14 protein-coding genes, 1 tRNA gene and 2 rRNA genes are annotated in these 15,292 nt (G+C 40.7%); 11 read left to right on the top strand and 6 right to left on the bottom strand.

Annotation, left to right across the window (positions count from 1 at the left end; genetic code table 11):
• The first annotated feature begins 196 nt into the window (after positions 1–196).
• Positions 197–328 carry a DUF6254 family protein gene (locus AC625_RS27970; RefSeq protein ID WP_245645055.1) on the top strand — a complete coding sequence of 44 codons (132 nt, stop codon included), beginning with the start codon at positions 197–199 and terminating at the stop codon, positions 326–328.
• A 227-nt stretch (positions 329–555) separates the two neighbouring features.
• Here the strand turns inward: AC625_RS27970 and AC625_RS27350 are convergent, their stop codons facing one another.
• Positions 556–723 carry a hypothetical protein gene (locus AC625_RS27350; protein ID WP_180320126.1) on the bottom strand — a complete coding sequence of 56 codons (168 nt, stop codon included), beginning with the start codon at positions 721–723 and terminating at the stop codon, positions 556–558.
• Between the two features lie 572 nt (positions 724–1,295).
• Here AC625_RS27350 and AC625_RS20630 point away from each other — a divergent pair.
• The 3 genes from AC625_RS20630 (at position 1,296) to AC625_RS20620 (ending at position 3,296) form a co-directional block, all read left to right on the top strand.
• Entirely contained in the window at positions 1,296–1,496 is a 201-nt protein-coding gene (locus tag AC625_RS20630) for a cold-shock protein (protein ID WP_028393766.1), read from the top strand.
• Positions 1,497–1,868: 372 nt separating this feature from the next.
• Complete coding sequence (locus AC625_RS20625; RefSeq protein WP_049682983.1) at positions 1,869–2,429, top strand: hypothetical protein; 561 nt, start codon at positions 1,869–1,871, stop codon at positions 2,427–2,429.
• Between the two features lie 387 nt (positions 2,430–2,816).
• Positions 2,817–3,296, top strand: coding sequence for a C40 family peptidase (locus AC625_RS20620; RefSeq protein WP_049682982.1), 480 nt, complete (start codon positions 2,817–2,819; stop codon positions 3,294–3,296).
• A 111-nt stretch (positions 3,297–3,407) separates the two neighbouring features.
• Here AC625_RS20620 and AC625_RS20615 read toward each other — a convergent pair whose 3' ends face one another.
• The 3 genes from AC625_RS20615 to AC625_RS20605 all read right to left on the bottom strand — a co-directional run bounded on the left by AC625_RS20615 (position 3,408) and on the right by AC625_RS20605 (position 5,241).
• Complete coding sequence (locus AC625_RS20615) at positions 3,408–3,947, bottom strand: GDYXXLXY domain-containing protein (protein WP_049682981.1); 540 nt, start codon at positions 3,945–3,947, stop codon at positions 3,408–3,410.
• Positions 3,937–4,998 (bottom strand): DUF2157 domain-containing protein, encoded by a 1,062-nt coding sequence (locus AC625_RS20610; RefSeq protein WP_049682980.1) that lies wholly within the window; start codon positions 4,996–4,998, stop codon positions 3,937–3,939. The genes AC625_RS20615 and AC625_RS20610 overlap by 11 nt, the downstream gene beginning before the upstream one ends.
• 170 nt (positions 4,999–5,168) lie before the next feature.
• A tRNA-Ala gene (locus AC625_RS20605) sits at positions 5,169–5,241 on the bottom strand.
• 297 nt (positions 5,242–5,538) lie between these two features.
• On the opposite strand from AC625_RS20605, the gene AC625_RS28400 reads away from it, so the two are divergent.
• The 3 genes from AC625_RS28400 (at position 5,539) to AC625_RS20595 (ending at position 7,056) form a co-directional block, all read left to right on the top strand.
• The gene (locus AC625_RS28400) at positions 5,539–5,754 is read left to right on the top strand and encodes an aldo/keto reductase (RefSeq protein ID WP_342671004.1); all 216 of its coding nucleotides are present in this window, start codon (positions 5,539–5,541) and stop codon (positions 5,752–5,754) included.
• Positions 5,735–6,328, top strand: a complete 594-nt coding sequence (locus AC625_RS20600) for an aldo/keto reductase (protein WP_342671003.1) — start codon at positions 5,735–5,737, stop codon at positions 6,326–6,328. The genes AC625_RS28400 and AC625_RS20600 overlap by 20 nt, the downstream gene beginning before the upstream one ends.
• Before the next feature lie 143 nt (positions 6,329–6,471).
• Positions 6,472–7,056, top strand: coding sequence for a DUF421 domain-containing protein (locus AC625_RS20595; protein ID WP_049682979.1), 585 nt, complete (start codon positions 6,472–6,474; stop codon positions 7,054–7,056).
• A gap of 123 nt (positions 7,057–7,179) precedes the next feature.
• On the opposite strand, the gene AC625_RS20590 is transcribed toward AC625_RS20595, so the two are convergent.
• Positions 7,180–7,554, bottom strand: a complete 375-nt coding sequence (locus AC625_RS20590) for a nucleotide excision repair endonuclease (protein WP_049682978.1) — start codon at positions 7,552–7,554, stop codon at positions 7,180–7,182.
• A gap of 145 nt (positions 7,555–7,699) precedes the next feature.
• Here AC625_RS20590 and AC625_RS20585 point away from each other — a divergent pair, with 145 nt between their 5' ends.
• The gene (locus AC625_RS20585; protein ID WP_049682977.1) at positions 7,700–8,002 is read left to right on the top strand and encodes a type II toxin-antitoxin system HicB family antitoxin; all 303 of its coding nucleotides are present in this window, start codon (positions 7,700–7,702) and stop codon (positions 8,000–8,002) included.
• Between the two features lie 112 nt (positions 8,003–8,114).
• Here AC625_RS20585 and AC625_RS20580 read toward each other — a convergent pair whose 3' ends face one another.
• Positions 8,115–8,843, bottom strand: a complete 729-nt coding sequence (locus tag AC625_RS20580) for an MgtC/SapB family protein (protein ID WP_245645054.1) — start codon at positions 8,841–8,843, stop codon at positions 8,115–8,117.
• 139 nt (positions 8,844–8,982) lie between these two features.
• Here AC625_RS20580 and AC625_RS20575 point away from each other — a divergent pair, with 139 nt between their 5' ends.
• The 3 genes from AC625_RS20575 to AC625_RS20565 all read left to right on the top strand — a co-directional run bounded on the left by AC625_RS20575 (position 8,983) and on the right by AC625_RS20565 (position 15,266).
• Positions 8,983–9,873: a DMT family transporter gene (locus AC625_RS20575; protein WP_049682976.1), complete on the top strand. Its 891-nt coding sequence runs from the start codon at positions 8,983–8,985 to the stop codon at positions 9,871–9,873.
• Positions 9,874–10,547: 674 nt separating this feature from the next.
• Positions 10,548–12,097 (top strand): 16S ribosomal RNA (locus AC625_RS20570).
• A 233-nt stretch (positions 12,098–12,330) separates the two neighbouring features.
• A 23S ribosomal RNA gene (locus AC625_RS20565) occupies positions 12,331–15,266 on the top strand.
• The 16S and 23S rRNA genes sit together here, the layout of an rRNA operon.
• The last annotated feature ends 26 nt before the right edge of the window (positions 15,267–15,292 follow it).

Below are 15,292 nucleotides of genomic sequence, written 5' to 3'. Positions count from 1 at the left end.
TCACCGAATACAAGGGGTGGGGCCTTTATTGTTTTAACGCTTCTCACCGTCTTATAAGAAACGGCATAAATAAAGGATTCCAGCATGAAAATCAAATCCAAGGTTAACTTACAATTGATGAACTTTATGCCGCATTAACAGGCAGTAAGACCTCCACTGATTGAAGGTTCACTTTATATAAAGGAGACTTATCGAAATGACTCAATCTAAACGACAAGAAGAACGACAATGGAGAGAGCGGAAGCAGTCGCAAAACCCACATGGTAAAGTCAATTCTTTTGAGCAATTAGCTGAAGGTACGAGAAAAAATGAATCTGAAAACAAGTAAAACTGCGTAAGTTTAGAAGGGGTTGTCCCATGACGAAAGAGTCAGACTCCACATCTACTATATATATCGTTTAAGACGCGAACATGACTCATTAAACGATGTATAGTATGTGACTTCAGACCTTTTTGGGACAACCTCTCTTTGTTGTTACAAAATTAAATATAAAAGGCCATAATCATCGAGAGTGACAATTATGACCTTTTTAGAATTTGCATATAGGTAATAATCTAAGGCAATTCGTCCTCTTTTACCCGATTTTTAAATGCTTCGTGTGTAACAATATCTTCAACTTGTTCAAGCTGTTGACTGTGCTCTTTCTCCTCACTCAAGCTATTTGCAGGGAAGTTTCCAGGATGTCCTTTTTCTTTGTGATTAAGATGTTTACCACGACTCATGCTCATTCACTCCTTTCAATACTGACTTGTTTAGTTTGTGCCAGTACAAAAAAAGTATCCTAGAATAAACTATCACGCCTTGAATAAAATGTGTTTCATAAGAATATATGTCTTATGAAAAATGAAACTGCCAACAAATATTCTTTTGAATTTAAATGTTTTGAATATTATGTTCGTTAAACCTTTATTATATACTATATCGAGATATTAAATATACGGAAGGGTTTTGGTTATTATAAAAACTTTAGAACGAATTAGCTAATTTGTGAGAAAAACATTTGCTATATGGGTGCTTTTATTTGCTGCACTTACTAATACTTAGCTCATCCATTTTGGTATTGTGAATAAATCAATAAAAATAGCAGTTCGTCATAAATTGAATACAGGTTAAAAAAAGTAGAATGAATAATCATGTGAAATGATTTGCTATTGTTTACATTACCTGTTATGATAAAGAAGAATTATTTTTGTTCGGTGAAAAGGATTGTATAAGTTCAACTTTTCGTCTTAATGATCACTTTGGGCAGGGATAGTAATACATTGTGTGTTTTTCACACTAGGAGGCAACAAAAATGGAACAAGGTACAGTTAAATGGTTTAATGCAGAAAAAGGTTTTGGATTTATCGAGCGTGAAAATGGAGACGACGTATTCGTACACTTCTCTGCTATTCAAAGTGAAGGATTCAAATCATTAGACGAAGGTCAAAAAGTAACTTTTGAAGTAGAACAAGGTCAACGTGGACCCCAAGCTACAAACGTTCAAAAAGCATAATAATTAAAACATAAAAAGCCAGACTCTTTAATTAGAGTCTGGTTTTTTTATTTTATCCTGTATTAATGGGCAGTAAAACCCCTGCTGATTGACGTTTCACTTTATACGGGTCTTGTAATTGAAGGCATACAAATAAACGAATAGGGACTAATTATTAGTATCCAACATTCGGATCATAATTCAGTTCGTTCATTATTACACTCATTTAACTACAGGAACTACCTAAATTTACAATATAGTTGGATGGAGTACCTACACATTTATTTGTATTTCCTATGCCTATTCTAAGTATATAGATATTTAACATGGCACAACGTCATGGTATGACACATATAGATAAAGTGAAAATGATTATATGGAAGGGGCAACATTATGAATAAGGAATTGTTTACTCATATGATTGGTAAAGTTCTCAGGATAGATCGAGGCGGGCCGGAATCTCGGATAGGAATATTATTAGGCATTACAGATGACCATTTAGCTATATTAACTGAGCAAGAAGGTGTTGTTTACTATAAAACAGATCATATAAAGAGTATTACTGAAAACGTGAAAAAAGGATTAGAATTTAATCTAGAGATCCCTGAAGGCTTTTCTTATAAAACGGCTCCTACATTTAAAAGTTTACTAGGTGATCTGAAATCTCAATGGGTGAACATTAACCGCGGCGGACCTGAGAAGCTTGAAGGGGTACTTTTTGATATTAATGATGAATTCATTACGCTAATTTTTAACGAAGAAGTTATTCGCTTGGCAATGTTTCATATACGCAGTATTAGTTATGGGGTAAAAGTAGAAAAACAAAAGAATGAGGATGAAAAGTCAGGGAATAATAAAGATAATAAATCAGAAGAAAAATCAGGGAAAAATAAGGACAATAAATCGGATGAAAAGTCAAAAAAAAGTAAGGATAATAAATCAGAGAAAAAATAATATACAAAAAAAACAGTCGCTTCTGGTATAGAAGCGACGTTCGTGCGTAAGGATGACTCTAGTGTGATAAAACGAAATTTCCTATTGTAATTTGTTCACTGAAACGGATGCAAATTTAAAAAACAACTAACGAATGCTAATTAATTAAAAACAAATAAAGGTAAGGCAACAACTAAATAAAGAGTCAGTTACCACGTTCAACTGAATGAAGAACAAGAGTTTTTATATAGGGTAGAAGAAAGAACGAACTAAGTAGAAATGATGTGTCGGACCTTAGAAGTTTTGTACATAAAAAATTGGAGAGAGAAAACGAAATTCTAGGTATCAAAGCGAAAATCCATCATATATTTAAAAGTGCGTTTCAGTTTCAAAATAGGAGGAAGAAGGATGAGTATTAGTTTACCAGTTTCAAAATGGCTTGTAGTAGCATTATCATTTGTGGCATTGGTAGTAGCGTTTATTTTTGGACCAGCTAATGCATCAGCAACTATCAACTATGGCGATGAAGTTACAGCTGTAGCAGGTGACTATGTGGGAAGTCCATATAAATATGGTGGAACGACCCCTGAAGGATTTGATGCAAGTGGGTTTACACAGTATATTTATCAAGATGCAGCGACAGAAATGAAGATACCGAGAACAAGTACTGAACAATATAAAACGGGTAAAGCTGTTCAGCAAAAAGACTTAAAAACAGGTGATTTAGTGTTTTATGCAACAGGTGAAAAAGGAAAAGTTTCTTTTGTTGGAATCTTTAATGGGGATGGCACATTTGTTGGGAGCACTACAAAAGGTGTAAAGATTGTAAAAATGAGCGATAAATACTGGAAGGATCGATATATAGGGGCTAAAAGGATTATTGAGTAAAGATCTCTATTATTAAGGGCAAAAAGAGCGTCATTCCGACGCTCTTTTTGCTAGTTGCGAATGAAGAAACTAGTACTAATTGAAATTTCACCATATGTTAAATTTGTTCAATTACTCGACAATGATTTTCGTCAATACTGCATGCCCATTTTTCACTTTTATCAAGGCCACTGCAGGTTTAACAGAGGCTTTAGTTTCTATTTCTTTTGCCATTTCTTCGGGTGCGTAATAATTGTCTAAACCGTACTTAACTTGAATTGTAGCGGCGTTTTTTAGGTCATACGGAATTTCTAATTTTCCTTTTAGATATATGCCATGGCTAGGTTTTTCTTTTGTTACAAAGTCGACCTTGTATAGACCATCGCTGTCTTGTTTTAGCCGTACATACACTTTTTTGTAATCATAAATATATGCCCTTTTAAAATCGGAAATAATCGAGTCATCTAGCTGTGACAGTTTAACGGACTCAATCTCGTACTGTAAATCCACATAGCTACCCCTGAATAAATCTGTCGGATCAACTGGGGCGGTTTGTATTTTGATTTCTTTTCCGGTCAAAATCGTCAAGACGGGAGGTGTCGCCATGATTATTAAGATTAAGACTGGAATGGAAAATATGATAAGTGGTTGGAAAAGTGGCTTACTCTTCATGATGATTACCTCCTTTTTTACGTTGTTTTTCAAAGAAGAAGCCAAAACCGATCAGAATCATACCACCGATGATAAATGTAAGTGATTTTGGTAGGAAGTCAAAGGAGTCGATATAATATCTGAAAATCAATGCACATATTACGACAATGCTGGTCAAACTACCTTTATGGACGAGGTAAAGAAGAAAAAGTAAATAAGCTATAGGGAACCATAAAGAAAATTCAAAGGTAAGGAATATAGCTGTGATCCCGTGTAAAATATGTCCTTGGATATGCATGGTTCTTTGTAATTTCGTCGGAACTGGAATATGCACCAGTATTATGCCCAGAATAAACAGAATGGTAAGGATGACTGTGCCTGGATTGTGAAAATTGAATTTCGGCACAAGTTTCATTACTAATAAGACAATGGTATTGATGGCTAAGGCGTTAATACAAAAGGTCAGGATCTTAGGATAATCAAATTTTTTCAATAGAACGTATAAAGCCGGTAAAAATACAAGAATGGCAAGTGGGTAGGACGTTTCATTAAGGAATATGCTTCCGTTCAGATAAATGAAAAGTAGGACGGAAGTGAAAAGAAGGATGGCGGTATCTTTTAAATAGTAGCCAATGAATATCGTTCCGATGGCCCATAATAAAAAGGAGCTGTTAAAATTAATACTGATGTTAAACATCTGTTCAATTAGAAAAATACCTGCTCCAAATATCAAAATACCAACATAATGCAGACTTCTTGCTGTTTTTGGAAAGCGTGTCTGCCATTTAACCCCTGCGAAATTCACCCCAATAAGACATACAATAATAATCAGGAATTTAACCCCTTTATTTAAATAAATCCAGTTGCTCGCTATGAAGGTTAACACCCCTAGGCCTAAAAGGAGTGCCCCGATGGCTAATAAAATCGAAATGAAACTTAATCCAGTCCTTGCGATATAGGAGCGTAAAATTTTTTCTTGATCTTGCTTGGAAATAATCCCTTCATTTTTAAGATACTTTAGTTCATGGTCAAGAAAATCAAACTGTTTTTTCGTTATTTCCTTTTTTCTCAAAATCATTCCTCCTTCCATCTTCTTCTATTATACAATTTGAAAAGAAGATGATGAATGTAATTGGTCAAGATTAACTTTTTTGTGATTTATATTGACGTTGAAAAAACAAAAAGAACAAATGCTCAACCTCTTGTTTGTCATGAGATTGAGCATTTGTTCTTTTTGTTTTATGGAGACTAGCGGGATCGAACCGCTGACCTTTTGGCTGCCAGCCAAACGCTCTCCCAGCTGAGCTAAGCCCCCGAAAGGTATATTTCTAATTTTATCTATTTTTCTGAAAAAGTCAATGGTTTTTGGTAGAAAAATGTTCTTTGTGTCTATCTTTCTAGAACGAAGTTGAAAATATCCTTTATATGAGGATAACATATCTGAAAAACTAGTGAAAAATTCCCGAATTCACTTTCAATTATAGGAGTTTTCTCTTTATAGCAGGGACATTGAACAGTATAGTTATATCCATAAATTCACATTTTTTATAAGGGGGAGTATGAGAAGAGTAAATGATTTGATGACAAGATTTAATTGAACAATGATGTGTGAATGCAGCAGCATGGTTTTGGCGTATATTTGATTGAAGACCCATCAGAAGGTGAAATGGTGATTAATAAAGCGCTGGAGGTAGGATACCGTTCATTTGATACAGCTCAATTATACAAAAATGAAGGCTTGCTGGGCAGGATATTAAAGAAAAGCCCTATAGATCGCAGTGAGTTATTTATTACAACGACGATCAACAATGATAAGCAAGGCGTATGATACGACACTTTCATCTTTTGAGCGGTCGATGAAGAAATTAGAATTGTCTCAGTTGGATTTATTACTAGTTCATTGGCCGAGTGAGGCTCATTTCTTTGATACGTGGCGTGCTTTTGAACGTCTATATGATGAGAAGCTTGTTCGGGCAATCGGGGTTAGTAATTTTCAAATCGAGCATCTTGAAAAAATAGCAACGAAGGTACATATCATACCAGCGGTTAATCAAATTGGAATTCATCCATATCTCACACAATACCCACTCAAAAAATATTTGAATGATCATCATATTGCAGTTGAAGCATGGAGTTCGCTTGGAAGAGGGGATGTATTGAAGGATGAAACCAGTGAAGAAATTGCGAAGCGCTACAATAAGAGTATCGCCCAAGTGATATTACGCTGGCATCTTCAGCAGGCTGCTATTATTATTCCGAAGTCTAGCACACCGAGCAGGATCGAACAAAATGCCGATATTTATGACTTCTCTCTTTCAGAAAGTGATATGAAGAAAATTGATGGGGTAAATAAAGACCGCCGTAGAGGTCCAGATCCTGATGAAGTGTATCCAACCATTTGATTTTAAACAAAAGCATTAGATGATAATTTTTTTAAGCGACTGATTCCTTGGTTCTATGCAGCTGTTTCAGTAATGAACAGTATAGCAAATCCTAACATGGTTATCATATCTCTATCCGTGAATCTGACAGGCAGGGGAAATACATGAATCTTGTTTTTATTTGGCAGTCGGTTGTATTGATGATATCTGGCCTTCTTCTATTAAGGTTAGCTGGGCGAAAATCCATTGCGCATATGACATTATCTCAAACGATGGTAATGGTTTCGATAGGAACAATTATTGCACACCCGATTGTTGGGTTTAGTGTAGGTAAAGCAATCACCGCAGCTGGAGTGTTTGTTGTGTTTTTGGTTGCTTTAGAATACTTACAAGTTAAATTTAATGGCTTTGAGAAGTTTTTAACGGGGAAGTCAGTGACAGTTATCGAGAATGGAATGGTGCAGATGGATACCTTAAGGAAACTACGTCTTACGTTGGAGCAGTTAGAAATGCAGATGCGCAATCAAGGACTCAATAATATTCATGATATAAAAATAGGGACGATTGAACCGAATGGACATCTAGGATATGAGTTGAATGACGATGCCAAACCGCTTACAGTTGGACAATTTAAACAAATGATGGCTAGTTTTTCTTCTCAGAACCCCTTAGTTCCCGCTTTAGAAAATGAAAAGAAAACACAGGATGATTCGAGTATTTTTCAAGACATAAAGAGACTGCACAAATAAATTTCTCCATTCTTAAAGTAGGTGATAGGGTGGAGGGAAGAAATAAGTGAGTGACTTACTAACAACTGCTATGGGTCAATAATAAAAAAGCTGATTGCTCCTGCAGTCAGCTTTTTCCCTATATTATTTAAAAAACACTTTCTCGATATTATATTTTGCTTGAAGTTCATTGATAATGAAGGTCTCGTAGATTTCTCTTTCCATCGGATCTTCTACATAGCAAATCTCGATTCTGGATACTTCGTTTCTATGCAGCTTAATCGGTGAAACGGAATCCTCGAAGTGCTTCTTGATTCTTTGACGCAGCTTTCTAGCTTTCCCAACGAAAAGTAATTGTCCCTCATTGTTAAAGAACGTAAAGATTCCGCCTTTATCTCTTGGAATCAGGTGAAAATCAATAAAACCGTAAATATCAGGAATAATTGGCTCGTCCCCTTCTGCGATTTGTTTTCGCTGCTTGATGGTTAGATCTGCTGTAGGGATTGTAATATTAATCATGAACAGTCACTTCCTCTATTTAATAAAGATAAATGGTATCATAAGTAAAGAAGAAAAGCTATTTGAGAAGAGAATCAATATTGAATGAGTAATATGAAGTTTATTTTGCTACAATAATGAACTAGAGCGTTGAAGGGAGATAGTTATGACACAATATCCAGTGATTTATTACTATGAAGCAAGAGTGATGAAAGAAGATTATACAATGCATGTAGTTTTTCCTGATCTAAAAGCAGTGGGATTGTCAGCTTCCACAGCTGGAAATGATCGTGAGGATGCGAGGGAGGCGGCCCAGGATTTATTGGCCATTGCGATAGACATGGCGGTAGATGAAGGAAAAACTATGCCAGAAGCAACTCCAATTGAGAAAGTTGATATTGCGCAATTTTACGTAGAAGAAGAAGTAGGAAAACCATTTCGTATTGAAGTAGAATATATTTCAGTATAAGGAAAAGCGGATGTTCTTATGGGCCTTGACCTGTACTCTATACAATTCGTTTTATGTATAGGGTTACGAGGTCTGTCTCTTTGTTTTAGGACAGCCGCTTTTCATTATTCCATTATAAGTTTTCGATTTCTACTTTTGAGATTTCTTCAAACGTCGACACAAAATAATAGACATCCGTTGTTTTTCGTTTTGTGTCAACTAGGACTAGCAGTTGGACATAATGAAGATCGTCTTCAAGATCGTTAATGCGAATATTTTTTACAAAAATATTATCCTCTTTAATCTTTTTCATTACGATGGCGATATCATATTTGTTTGGAATCATCAATTTTAACATAATTTCCTTTTGTCGAAACTGTTTTGGACCTATTAGGGCAACTAACCAAGGGATAAGTTCGACACTGATGATTAATAAAATGACTCCTGCCGTTGCTTCGATAAAGAATCCTGCGCCGACTGCAATCCCGATCCCGGCTGCCCCCCAAATAATTGCAGCGGTGGTTAACCCGGATATACTATTGTTATCACGTCTAAGAATGACTCCTGCTCCGATAAAACCAATACCTGAAACAATTTGGGCTGCAAGTCTGAGTGGGTCCATTGTAATATTCACGTGATCGCTGCCTGTAAACGTATAAGCAGACTCAATCGAGACAACCGTCAGCAAACAGCTGATAATGGAGATGACTAGGCTCGTCTTCAAGCCAACAGGTTTCCGCTTAATTTCCCGCTCTAAGCCGATTACTAAGCCTAGTAAAGCTGATACTCCGAGCTTTACTAAAATTTGTGCTTCTGAACTTAAGTTTAAAAACCAATCCATGGCCATATCATCACCATTCATATGGGATTTTCTGTTACTATGTATTTGGTGTGCTATACCCTATACAAGGTTTCTTAAACGTATAGGTCTTCTGAATGTCAAAAAAGCTTACAGTATAACAGTATTACTTTCTATTATAAGTCTGAAAAGAGGAATTACTATGCTTCAACCTAAAATAAACCCTTATTTTGTATTATTACTTGCTGTAACATCTATTTCATTGTCAGCAATATTTGTCAAATTAGCCTCAGCACCGTCAGGCGTTATTGCGTTTTATCGGTTATTTTTCACGGTAGTAATCATGCTGCCATTCTTTCTGGCGAAATATCGTCACGAACTGAAACATATAAATAAGAAAGACTGGCTACTTTCTAGCATTGCTGGAATATTTCTAGCGTTTCACTTTATTTTATGGTTCGAATCGTTGAATTACACATCCGTTGCCAGTTCAACGGTTCTTGTAACACTTCAACCGCTGTTTGCCTTCGCTGGAGCTTATTTCTTTTTTAAGGAACGGTTTTCAGTGCGGGCGATCTTAAGTAGTGTAATTGCTATTGGCGGTAGCCTTGTTATTAGTTGGGGAGATTTCAAGATTAGTGGAACGGCCTTGTTTGGTGATATTCTCGCACTTATAGCTTGTGCTTTAATAACAGCCTATTTATTAGTAGGACAAACCGTAAGGAAAAGAATCACCTCTACTACATACACCTTTGTTGTATATGGTATAAGCATGGTTACTTTATTTATTTATGTACTAGCAAAGGGAGAACCACTTGGTCCATATCCGGCAACAGATTGGATTCTATTTCTTCTTTTAGCTATTTTCCCAAATCTATTAGGGCATTCTCTGCTAAATTGGTCACTAAAATGGCTCAGCACAACAACTATTTCAATGGCTATTTTGTTAGAACCGGTTGGTGCAACTATTTTAGCTTACTTTATTCTTGATGAATCGGTTGTACTCACGCAAATAGTCGGCGGAGTTATCATCTTTGCAGGATTAATCTACTTCCTGAATGATAATAAAAAAAACAAAGAGCGTTCGACATAGAAAACGACGGTGTTTAAACGTCACCATCTTTTACGGGGGGAATTCTTATTAAAGAGAACAAAACTAATTTAAATAGGGGAGCGTAAGCTTCGACCTATTTTTCTTCACGAAAAAAAGCAGTTTACTGCTTTTTTTTACCCTTTGAAAATAAAAACCATCTAGGAAAAGATGAGAGTGGAGTAGAGTTTGTGGTCGAAGTCTCTCTTTCGACTGTTCCAACTCAAATAAAAGGAGTAATAAATTATATGTGGAAAGAAACGAATTATTCCGTCAGTACTAGGTTTATGAAAGAGTAGATGCACTGAACTCGTAGTGAAATCTTAAATATTTATGAAGAAATGAGTTGAAAACAATTAAGAGAGATGGTTAAATATAAAAAGTGATTAATAAGTAATGTAATCTTTTTTAGAAAAAGATTAAAAAAGTATTGCAATCATGTTTTTATCGTGATATATTATTTCTTGTCGCCAAGTTAGTAACGAACGCCGACAACAATTGATATGAAAAACTTTTCGAAAAAAATGTTGACGTGAGATATGAACTTGTGATAGATTATAGAAGTCGCTTCTGAGAGGAACGACAAAATTGCTCTTTGAAAACTGAACAAAACAAAGCGCCAACGTTTAAATTTAAGTGAGTACACACTATAACAACAAATGAGCAAGTCAAACACTTTATTGGAGAGTTTGATCCTGGCTCAGGACGAACGCTGGCGGCGTGCCTAATACATGCAAGTCGAGCGAATAGATGGGAGCTTGCTCCCTGATATTAGCGGCGGACGGGTGAGTAACACGTGGGCAACCTACCTGTAAGACTGGGATAACTTCGGGAAACCGGAGCTAATACCGGATAATTTCTTTTCTCGCATGAGAGAAGATGGAAAGACGGTTTCGGCTGTCACTTACAGATGGGCCCGCGGCGCATTAGCTAGTTGGTGAGGTAATGGCTCACCAAGGCCACGATGCGTAGCCGACCTGAGAGGGTGATCGGCCACACTGGGACTGAGACACGGCCCAGACTCCTACGGGAGGCAGCAGTAGGGAATCTTCCGCAATGGACGAAAGTCTGACGGAGCAACGCCGCGTGAACGAAGAAGGCCTTCGGGTCGTAAAGTTCTGTTGTTAGGGAAGAACAAGTACCAGAGTAACTGCTGGTACCTTGACGGTACCTAACCAGAAAGCCACGGCTAACTACGTGCCAGCAGCCGCGGTAATACGTAGGTGGCAAGCGTTGTCCGGAATTATTGGGCGTAAAGCGCGCGCAGGTGGTTCCTTAAGTCTGATGTGAAAGCCCACGGCTCAACCGTGGAGGGTCATTGGAAACTGGGGAACTTGAGTGCAGAAGAGGAAAGTGGAATTCCAAGTGTAGCGGTGAAATGCGTAGAGATTTGGAGGAACACCAGTGGCGAAGGCGACTTTCTGGTCTGTAACTGACACTGAGGCGCGAAAGCGTGGGGAGCGAACAGGATTAGATACCCTGGTAGTCCACGCCGTAAACGATGAGTGCTAAGTGTTAGAGGGTTTCCGCCCTTTAGTGCTGCAGCTAACGCATTAAGCACTCCGCCTGGGGAGTACGGCCGCAAGGCTGAAACTCAAAGGAATTGACGGGGGCCCGCACAAGCGGTGGAGCATGTGGTTTAATTCGAAGCAACGCGAAGAACCTTACCAGGTCTTGACATCCTTTTGCCCTCCCTAGAGATAGGGACTTCCCTTCGGGGACAAAAGTGACAGGTGGTGCATGGTTGTCGTCAGCTCGTGTCGTGAGATGTTGGGTTAAGTCCCGCAACGAGCGCAACCCTTGATCTTAGTTGCCAGCATTTAGTTGGGCACTCTAAGGTGACTGCCGGTGACAAACCGGAGGAAGGTGGGGATGACGTCAAATCATCATGCCCCTTATGACCTGGGCTACACACGTGCTACAATGGATGGTACAAAGAGCTGCAAACCCGCGAGGGTAAGCGAATCTCATAAAGCCATTCTCAGTTCGGATTGTAGGCTGCAACTCGCCTACATGAAGCCGGAATCGCTAGTAATCGCGGATCAGCATGCCGCGGTGAATACGTTCCCGGGCCTTGTACACACCGCCCGTCACACCACGAGAGTTTGTAACACCCGAAGTCGGTGAGGTAACCGCAAGGAGCCAGCCGCCTAAGGTGGGACAGATGATTGGGGTGAAGTCGTAACAAGGTAGCCGTATCGGAAGGTGCGGCTGGATCACCTCCTTTCTAAGGATATTACGTGTGGCGCTTATGTTTTGTTCAGTTTTGAATGAGTAATTCATTCAATCGTGGTAAAGGAAAGCAACAGATTCGTCTTTTGCTTATTCGTTGCCGAATCGTTCTTTGAAAACTAGATAATAGATAGAAGGCAAATTTTTGCATTAAATTTTCAAGACATCAAGTAAGACCTTTTAACAACTAGGTTGTTTGATAAACTTTCTGTTTATCAGCCACCATATGGTTAAGTTAGAAAGGGCGCACGGTGGATGCCTTGGCACTAGGAGCCGATGAAGGACGGGACTAACACCGATATGCTTCGGGGAGCTGTAAGTAAGCTTTGATCCGGAGATTTCCGAATGGGGAAACCCACTGTTCGTAATGGAACAGTATCTTTACCTGAATACATAGGGTACTGAAGGCAGACCCGGGGAACTGAAACATCTAAGTACCCGGAGGAAGAGAAAGCAAACGCGATTTCCTGAGTAGCGGCGAGCGAAACGGAAGATAGCCCAAACCAAGAGGCTTGCCTCTTGGGGTTGTAGGACACTCAACATGGAGTTACAAAGGAACGGGGTAAGTGAAGTGATCTGGAAAGATCCGTCAAAGAAGGTAAAAACCCTGTAGCTGAAACTTCGTTCCCTCCTGAGTGGATCCTGAGTACGGCGGGACACGAGAAATCCCGTCGGAAGCAGGGAGGACCATCTCCCAAGGCTAAATACTACCTAGTGACCGATAGTGAACCAGTACCGTGAGGGAAAGGTGAAAAGCACCCCGGAAGGGGAGTGAAATAGATCCTGAAACCGTGTGCCTACAAGTAGTTAGAGCCCGTTAATGGGTGATAGCGTGCCTTTTGTAGAATGAACCGGCGAGTTACGATTTCATGCAAGGTTAAGTTGATAAGACGGAGCCGCAGCGAAAGCGAGTCTGAATAGGGCGAATGAGTATGAGGTCGTAGACCCGAAACCAGGTGATCTACCCATGTCCAGGGTGAAGTTCAGGTAACACTGAATGGAGGCCCGAACCCACGTACGTTGAAAAGTGCGGGGATGAGGTGTGGGTAGCGGAGAAATTCCAATCGAACCTGGAGATAGCTGGTTCTCTCCGAAATAGCTTTAGGGCTAGCCTCGAGATGAGAGTATTGGAGGTAGAGCACTGATTGGACTAGGGGCCCCCAACGGGTTACCGAATTCAGTCAAACTCCGAATGCCAAATACTTATTCTCGGGAGTCAGACTGCGAGTGATAAGATCCGTAGTCAAGAGGGAAACAGCCCAGACCACCAGCTAAGGTCCCCAAGTTTACGTTAAGTGGAAAAGGATGTGGAGTTGCTTAGACAACCAGGATGTTGGCTCAGAAGCAGCCATCATTTAAAGAGTGCGTAATAGCTCACTGGTCGAGTGACTCTGCGCCGAAAATGTACCGGGGCTAAACGTAACACCGAAGCTGTGGATGGATACCGTATGGTATCCGTGGTAGGAGAGCGTTCTAAGGGCGTTGAAGCTAGACCGGAAGGACTGGTGGAGCGCTTAGAAGTGAGAATGCCGGTATGAGTAGCGAAAGAAGGGTGAGAATCCCTTCCACCGAATGCCTAAGGTTTCCTGAGGAAGGCTCGTCCGCTCAGGGTTAGTCGGGACCTAAGCCGAGGCTGAAAAGCGTAGGCGATGGACAACAGGTTGATATTCCTGTACCACCTATACATCGTTTGAGCGATGGGGGGACGCAGAAGGATAGGGTAAGCGCGCTGTTGGATATGCGCGTCCAAGCAGTTAGGCCGGAAACGAGGAAAATCCCGTTTCCATCAAGGCGGAGCTGTGATGGCGAGGGAAATATAGTACCGAAGTTCCTGATTCCACGCTGCCAAGAAAAGCCTCTAGTGAGATGTAGGGTGCCCGTACCGCAAACCGACACAGGTAGGCGAGGAGAGAATCCTAAGGTGTGCGAGAGAACTCTCGTTAAGGAACTCGGCAAAATGACCCCGTAACTTCGGGAGAAGGGGTGCTTTTTAGGGTGAATAGCCCGGAAAAGCCGCAGTGAATAGGCCCAGGCGACTGTTTAGCAAAAACACAGGTCTCTGCGAAGCCGCAAGGCGAAGTATAGGGGCTGACGCCTGCCCGGTGCTGGAAGGTTAAGAGGAGAGGTTAGCCGCAAGGCGAAGCTTTGAATTGAAGCCCCAGTAAACGGCGGCCGTAACTATAACGGTCCTAAGGTAGCGAAATTCCTTGTCGGGTAAGTTCCGACCCGCACGAAAGGCGTAACGATCTGGGCACTGTCTCAACGAGAGACTCGGTGAAATTATAGTACCTGTGAAGATGCAGGTTACCCGCGACAGGACGGAAAGACCCCGTGGAGCTTTACTGCAGCCTGATATTGAATTTTGGTACAGCTTGTACAGGATAGGTAGGAGCCTGTGAAGCCGGAGCGCTAGCTTCGGTCGAGGCGTCGGTGGGATACTACCCTGGCTGTATTGAAATTCTAACCCGCGCCCCTTATCGGGGCGGGAGACAGTGTCAGGCGGGCAGTTTGACTGGGGCGGTCGCCTCCTAAAATGTAACGGAGGCGCCCAAAGGTTCCCTCAGAATGGTTGGAAATCATTCGTAGAGTGTAAAGGCACAAGGGAGCTTGACTGCGAGACCTACAAGTCGAGCAGGGACGAAAGTCGGGCTTAGTGATCCGGTGGTTCCGCATGGAAGGGCCATCGCTCAACGGATAAAAGCTACCCCGGGGATAACAGGCTTATCTCCCCCAAGAGTCCACATCGACGGGGAGGTTTGGCACCTCGATGTCGGCTCATCGCATCCTGGGGCTGTAGTCGGTCCCAAGGGTTGGGCTGTTCGCCCATTAAAGCGGTACGCGAGCTGGGTTCAGAACGTCGTGAGACAGTTCGGTCCCTATCCGTCGTGGGCGCAGGAAATTTGAGAGGAGCTGTCCTTAGTACGAGAGGACCGGGATGGACGCACCGCTGGTGTACCAGTTGTTCTGCCAAGAGCATCGCTGGGTAGCTACGTGCGGACGGGATAAATGCTGAAAGCATCTAAGCATGAAGCCCCCCTCAAGATGAGATTTCCCATAGCGTAAGCTAGTAAGATCCCTGAAAGATGATCAGGTTGATAGGTCAGAGGTGGAAGCGTGGCGACATGTGGAGCTGACTGATACTAATCGATCGAGGACTTAACCTTATTGTTCTTGAAAAAAGCAAAAAACC

Source organism: Peribacillus loiseleuriae, assembly GCF_001183985.1.
GTDB lineage: Bacteria > Bacillota > Bacilli > Bacillales > DSM-1321 > Peribacillus > Peribacillus loiseleuriae.
The sequence above is the reverse complement of the archived record's forward strand: the minus strand, read 5'-3'. Positions and strand labels throughout refer to the sequence as shown.

Bases quoted from the DNA above. Each gene is read 5' to 3' on its own strand.
- AC625_RS27970 (WP_245645055.1), top strand. From the start codon at position 197: ATGACTCAATCTAAACGACAAGAAGAACGACAATGGAGAGAGCGGAAG.
- AC625_RS27350 (WP_180320126.1), bottom strand. From the start codon at position 723: ATGAGTCGTGGTAAACATCTTAATCACAAAGAAAAAGGACATCCTGGA.
- AC625_RS20630 (WP_028393766.1), top strand. From the start codon at position 1,296: ATGGAACAAGGTACAGTTAAATGGTTTAATGCAGAAAAAGGTTTTGGA.
- AC625_RS20625 (WP_049682983.1), top strand. From the start codon at position 1,869: ATGAATAAGGAATTGTTTACTCATATGATTGGTAAAGTTCTCAGGATA.
- AC625_RS20620 (WP_049682982.1), top strand. From the start codon at position 2,817: ATGAGTATTAGTTTACCAGTTTCAAAATGGCTTGTAGTAGCATTATCA.
- AC625_RS20615 (WP_049682981.1), bottom strand. From the start codon at position 3,947: ATGAAGAGTAAGCCACTTTTCCAACCACTTATCATATTTTCCATTCCA.
- AC625_RS28400 (WP_342671004.1), top strand. From the start codon at position 5,539: ATGCAGCAGCATGGTTTTGGCGTATATTTGATTGAAGACCCATCAGAA.
- AC625_RS20600 (WP_342671003.1), top strand. From the start codon at position 5,735: ATGATAAGCAAGGCGTATGATACGACACTTTCATCTTTTGAGCGGTCG.
- AC625_RS20595 (WP_049682979.1), top strand. From the start codon at position 6,472: ATGAATCTTGTTTTTATTTGGCAGTCGGTTGTATTGATGATATCTGGC.
- AC625_RS20590 (WP_049682978.1), bottom strand. From the start codon at position 7,554: ATGATTAATATTACAATCCCTACAGCAGATCTAACCATCAAGCAGCGA.
- AC625_RS20585 (WP_049682977.1), top strand. From the start codon at position 7,700: ATGACACAATATCCAGTGATTTATTACTATGAAGCAAGAGTGATGAAA.
- AC625_RS20580 (WP_245645054.1), bottom strand. From the start codon at position 8,843: ATGAATGGTGATGATATGGCCATGGATTGGTTTTTAAACTTAAGTTCA.
- AC625_RS20575 (WP_049682976.1), top strand. From the start codon at position 8,983: ATGCTTCAACCTAAAATAAACCCTTATTTTGTATTATTACTTGCTGTA.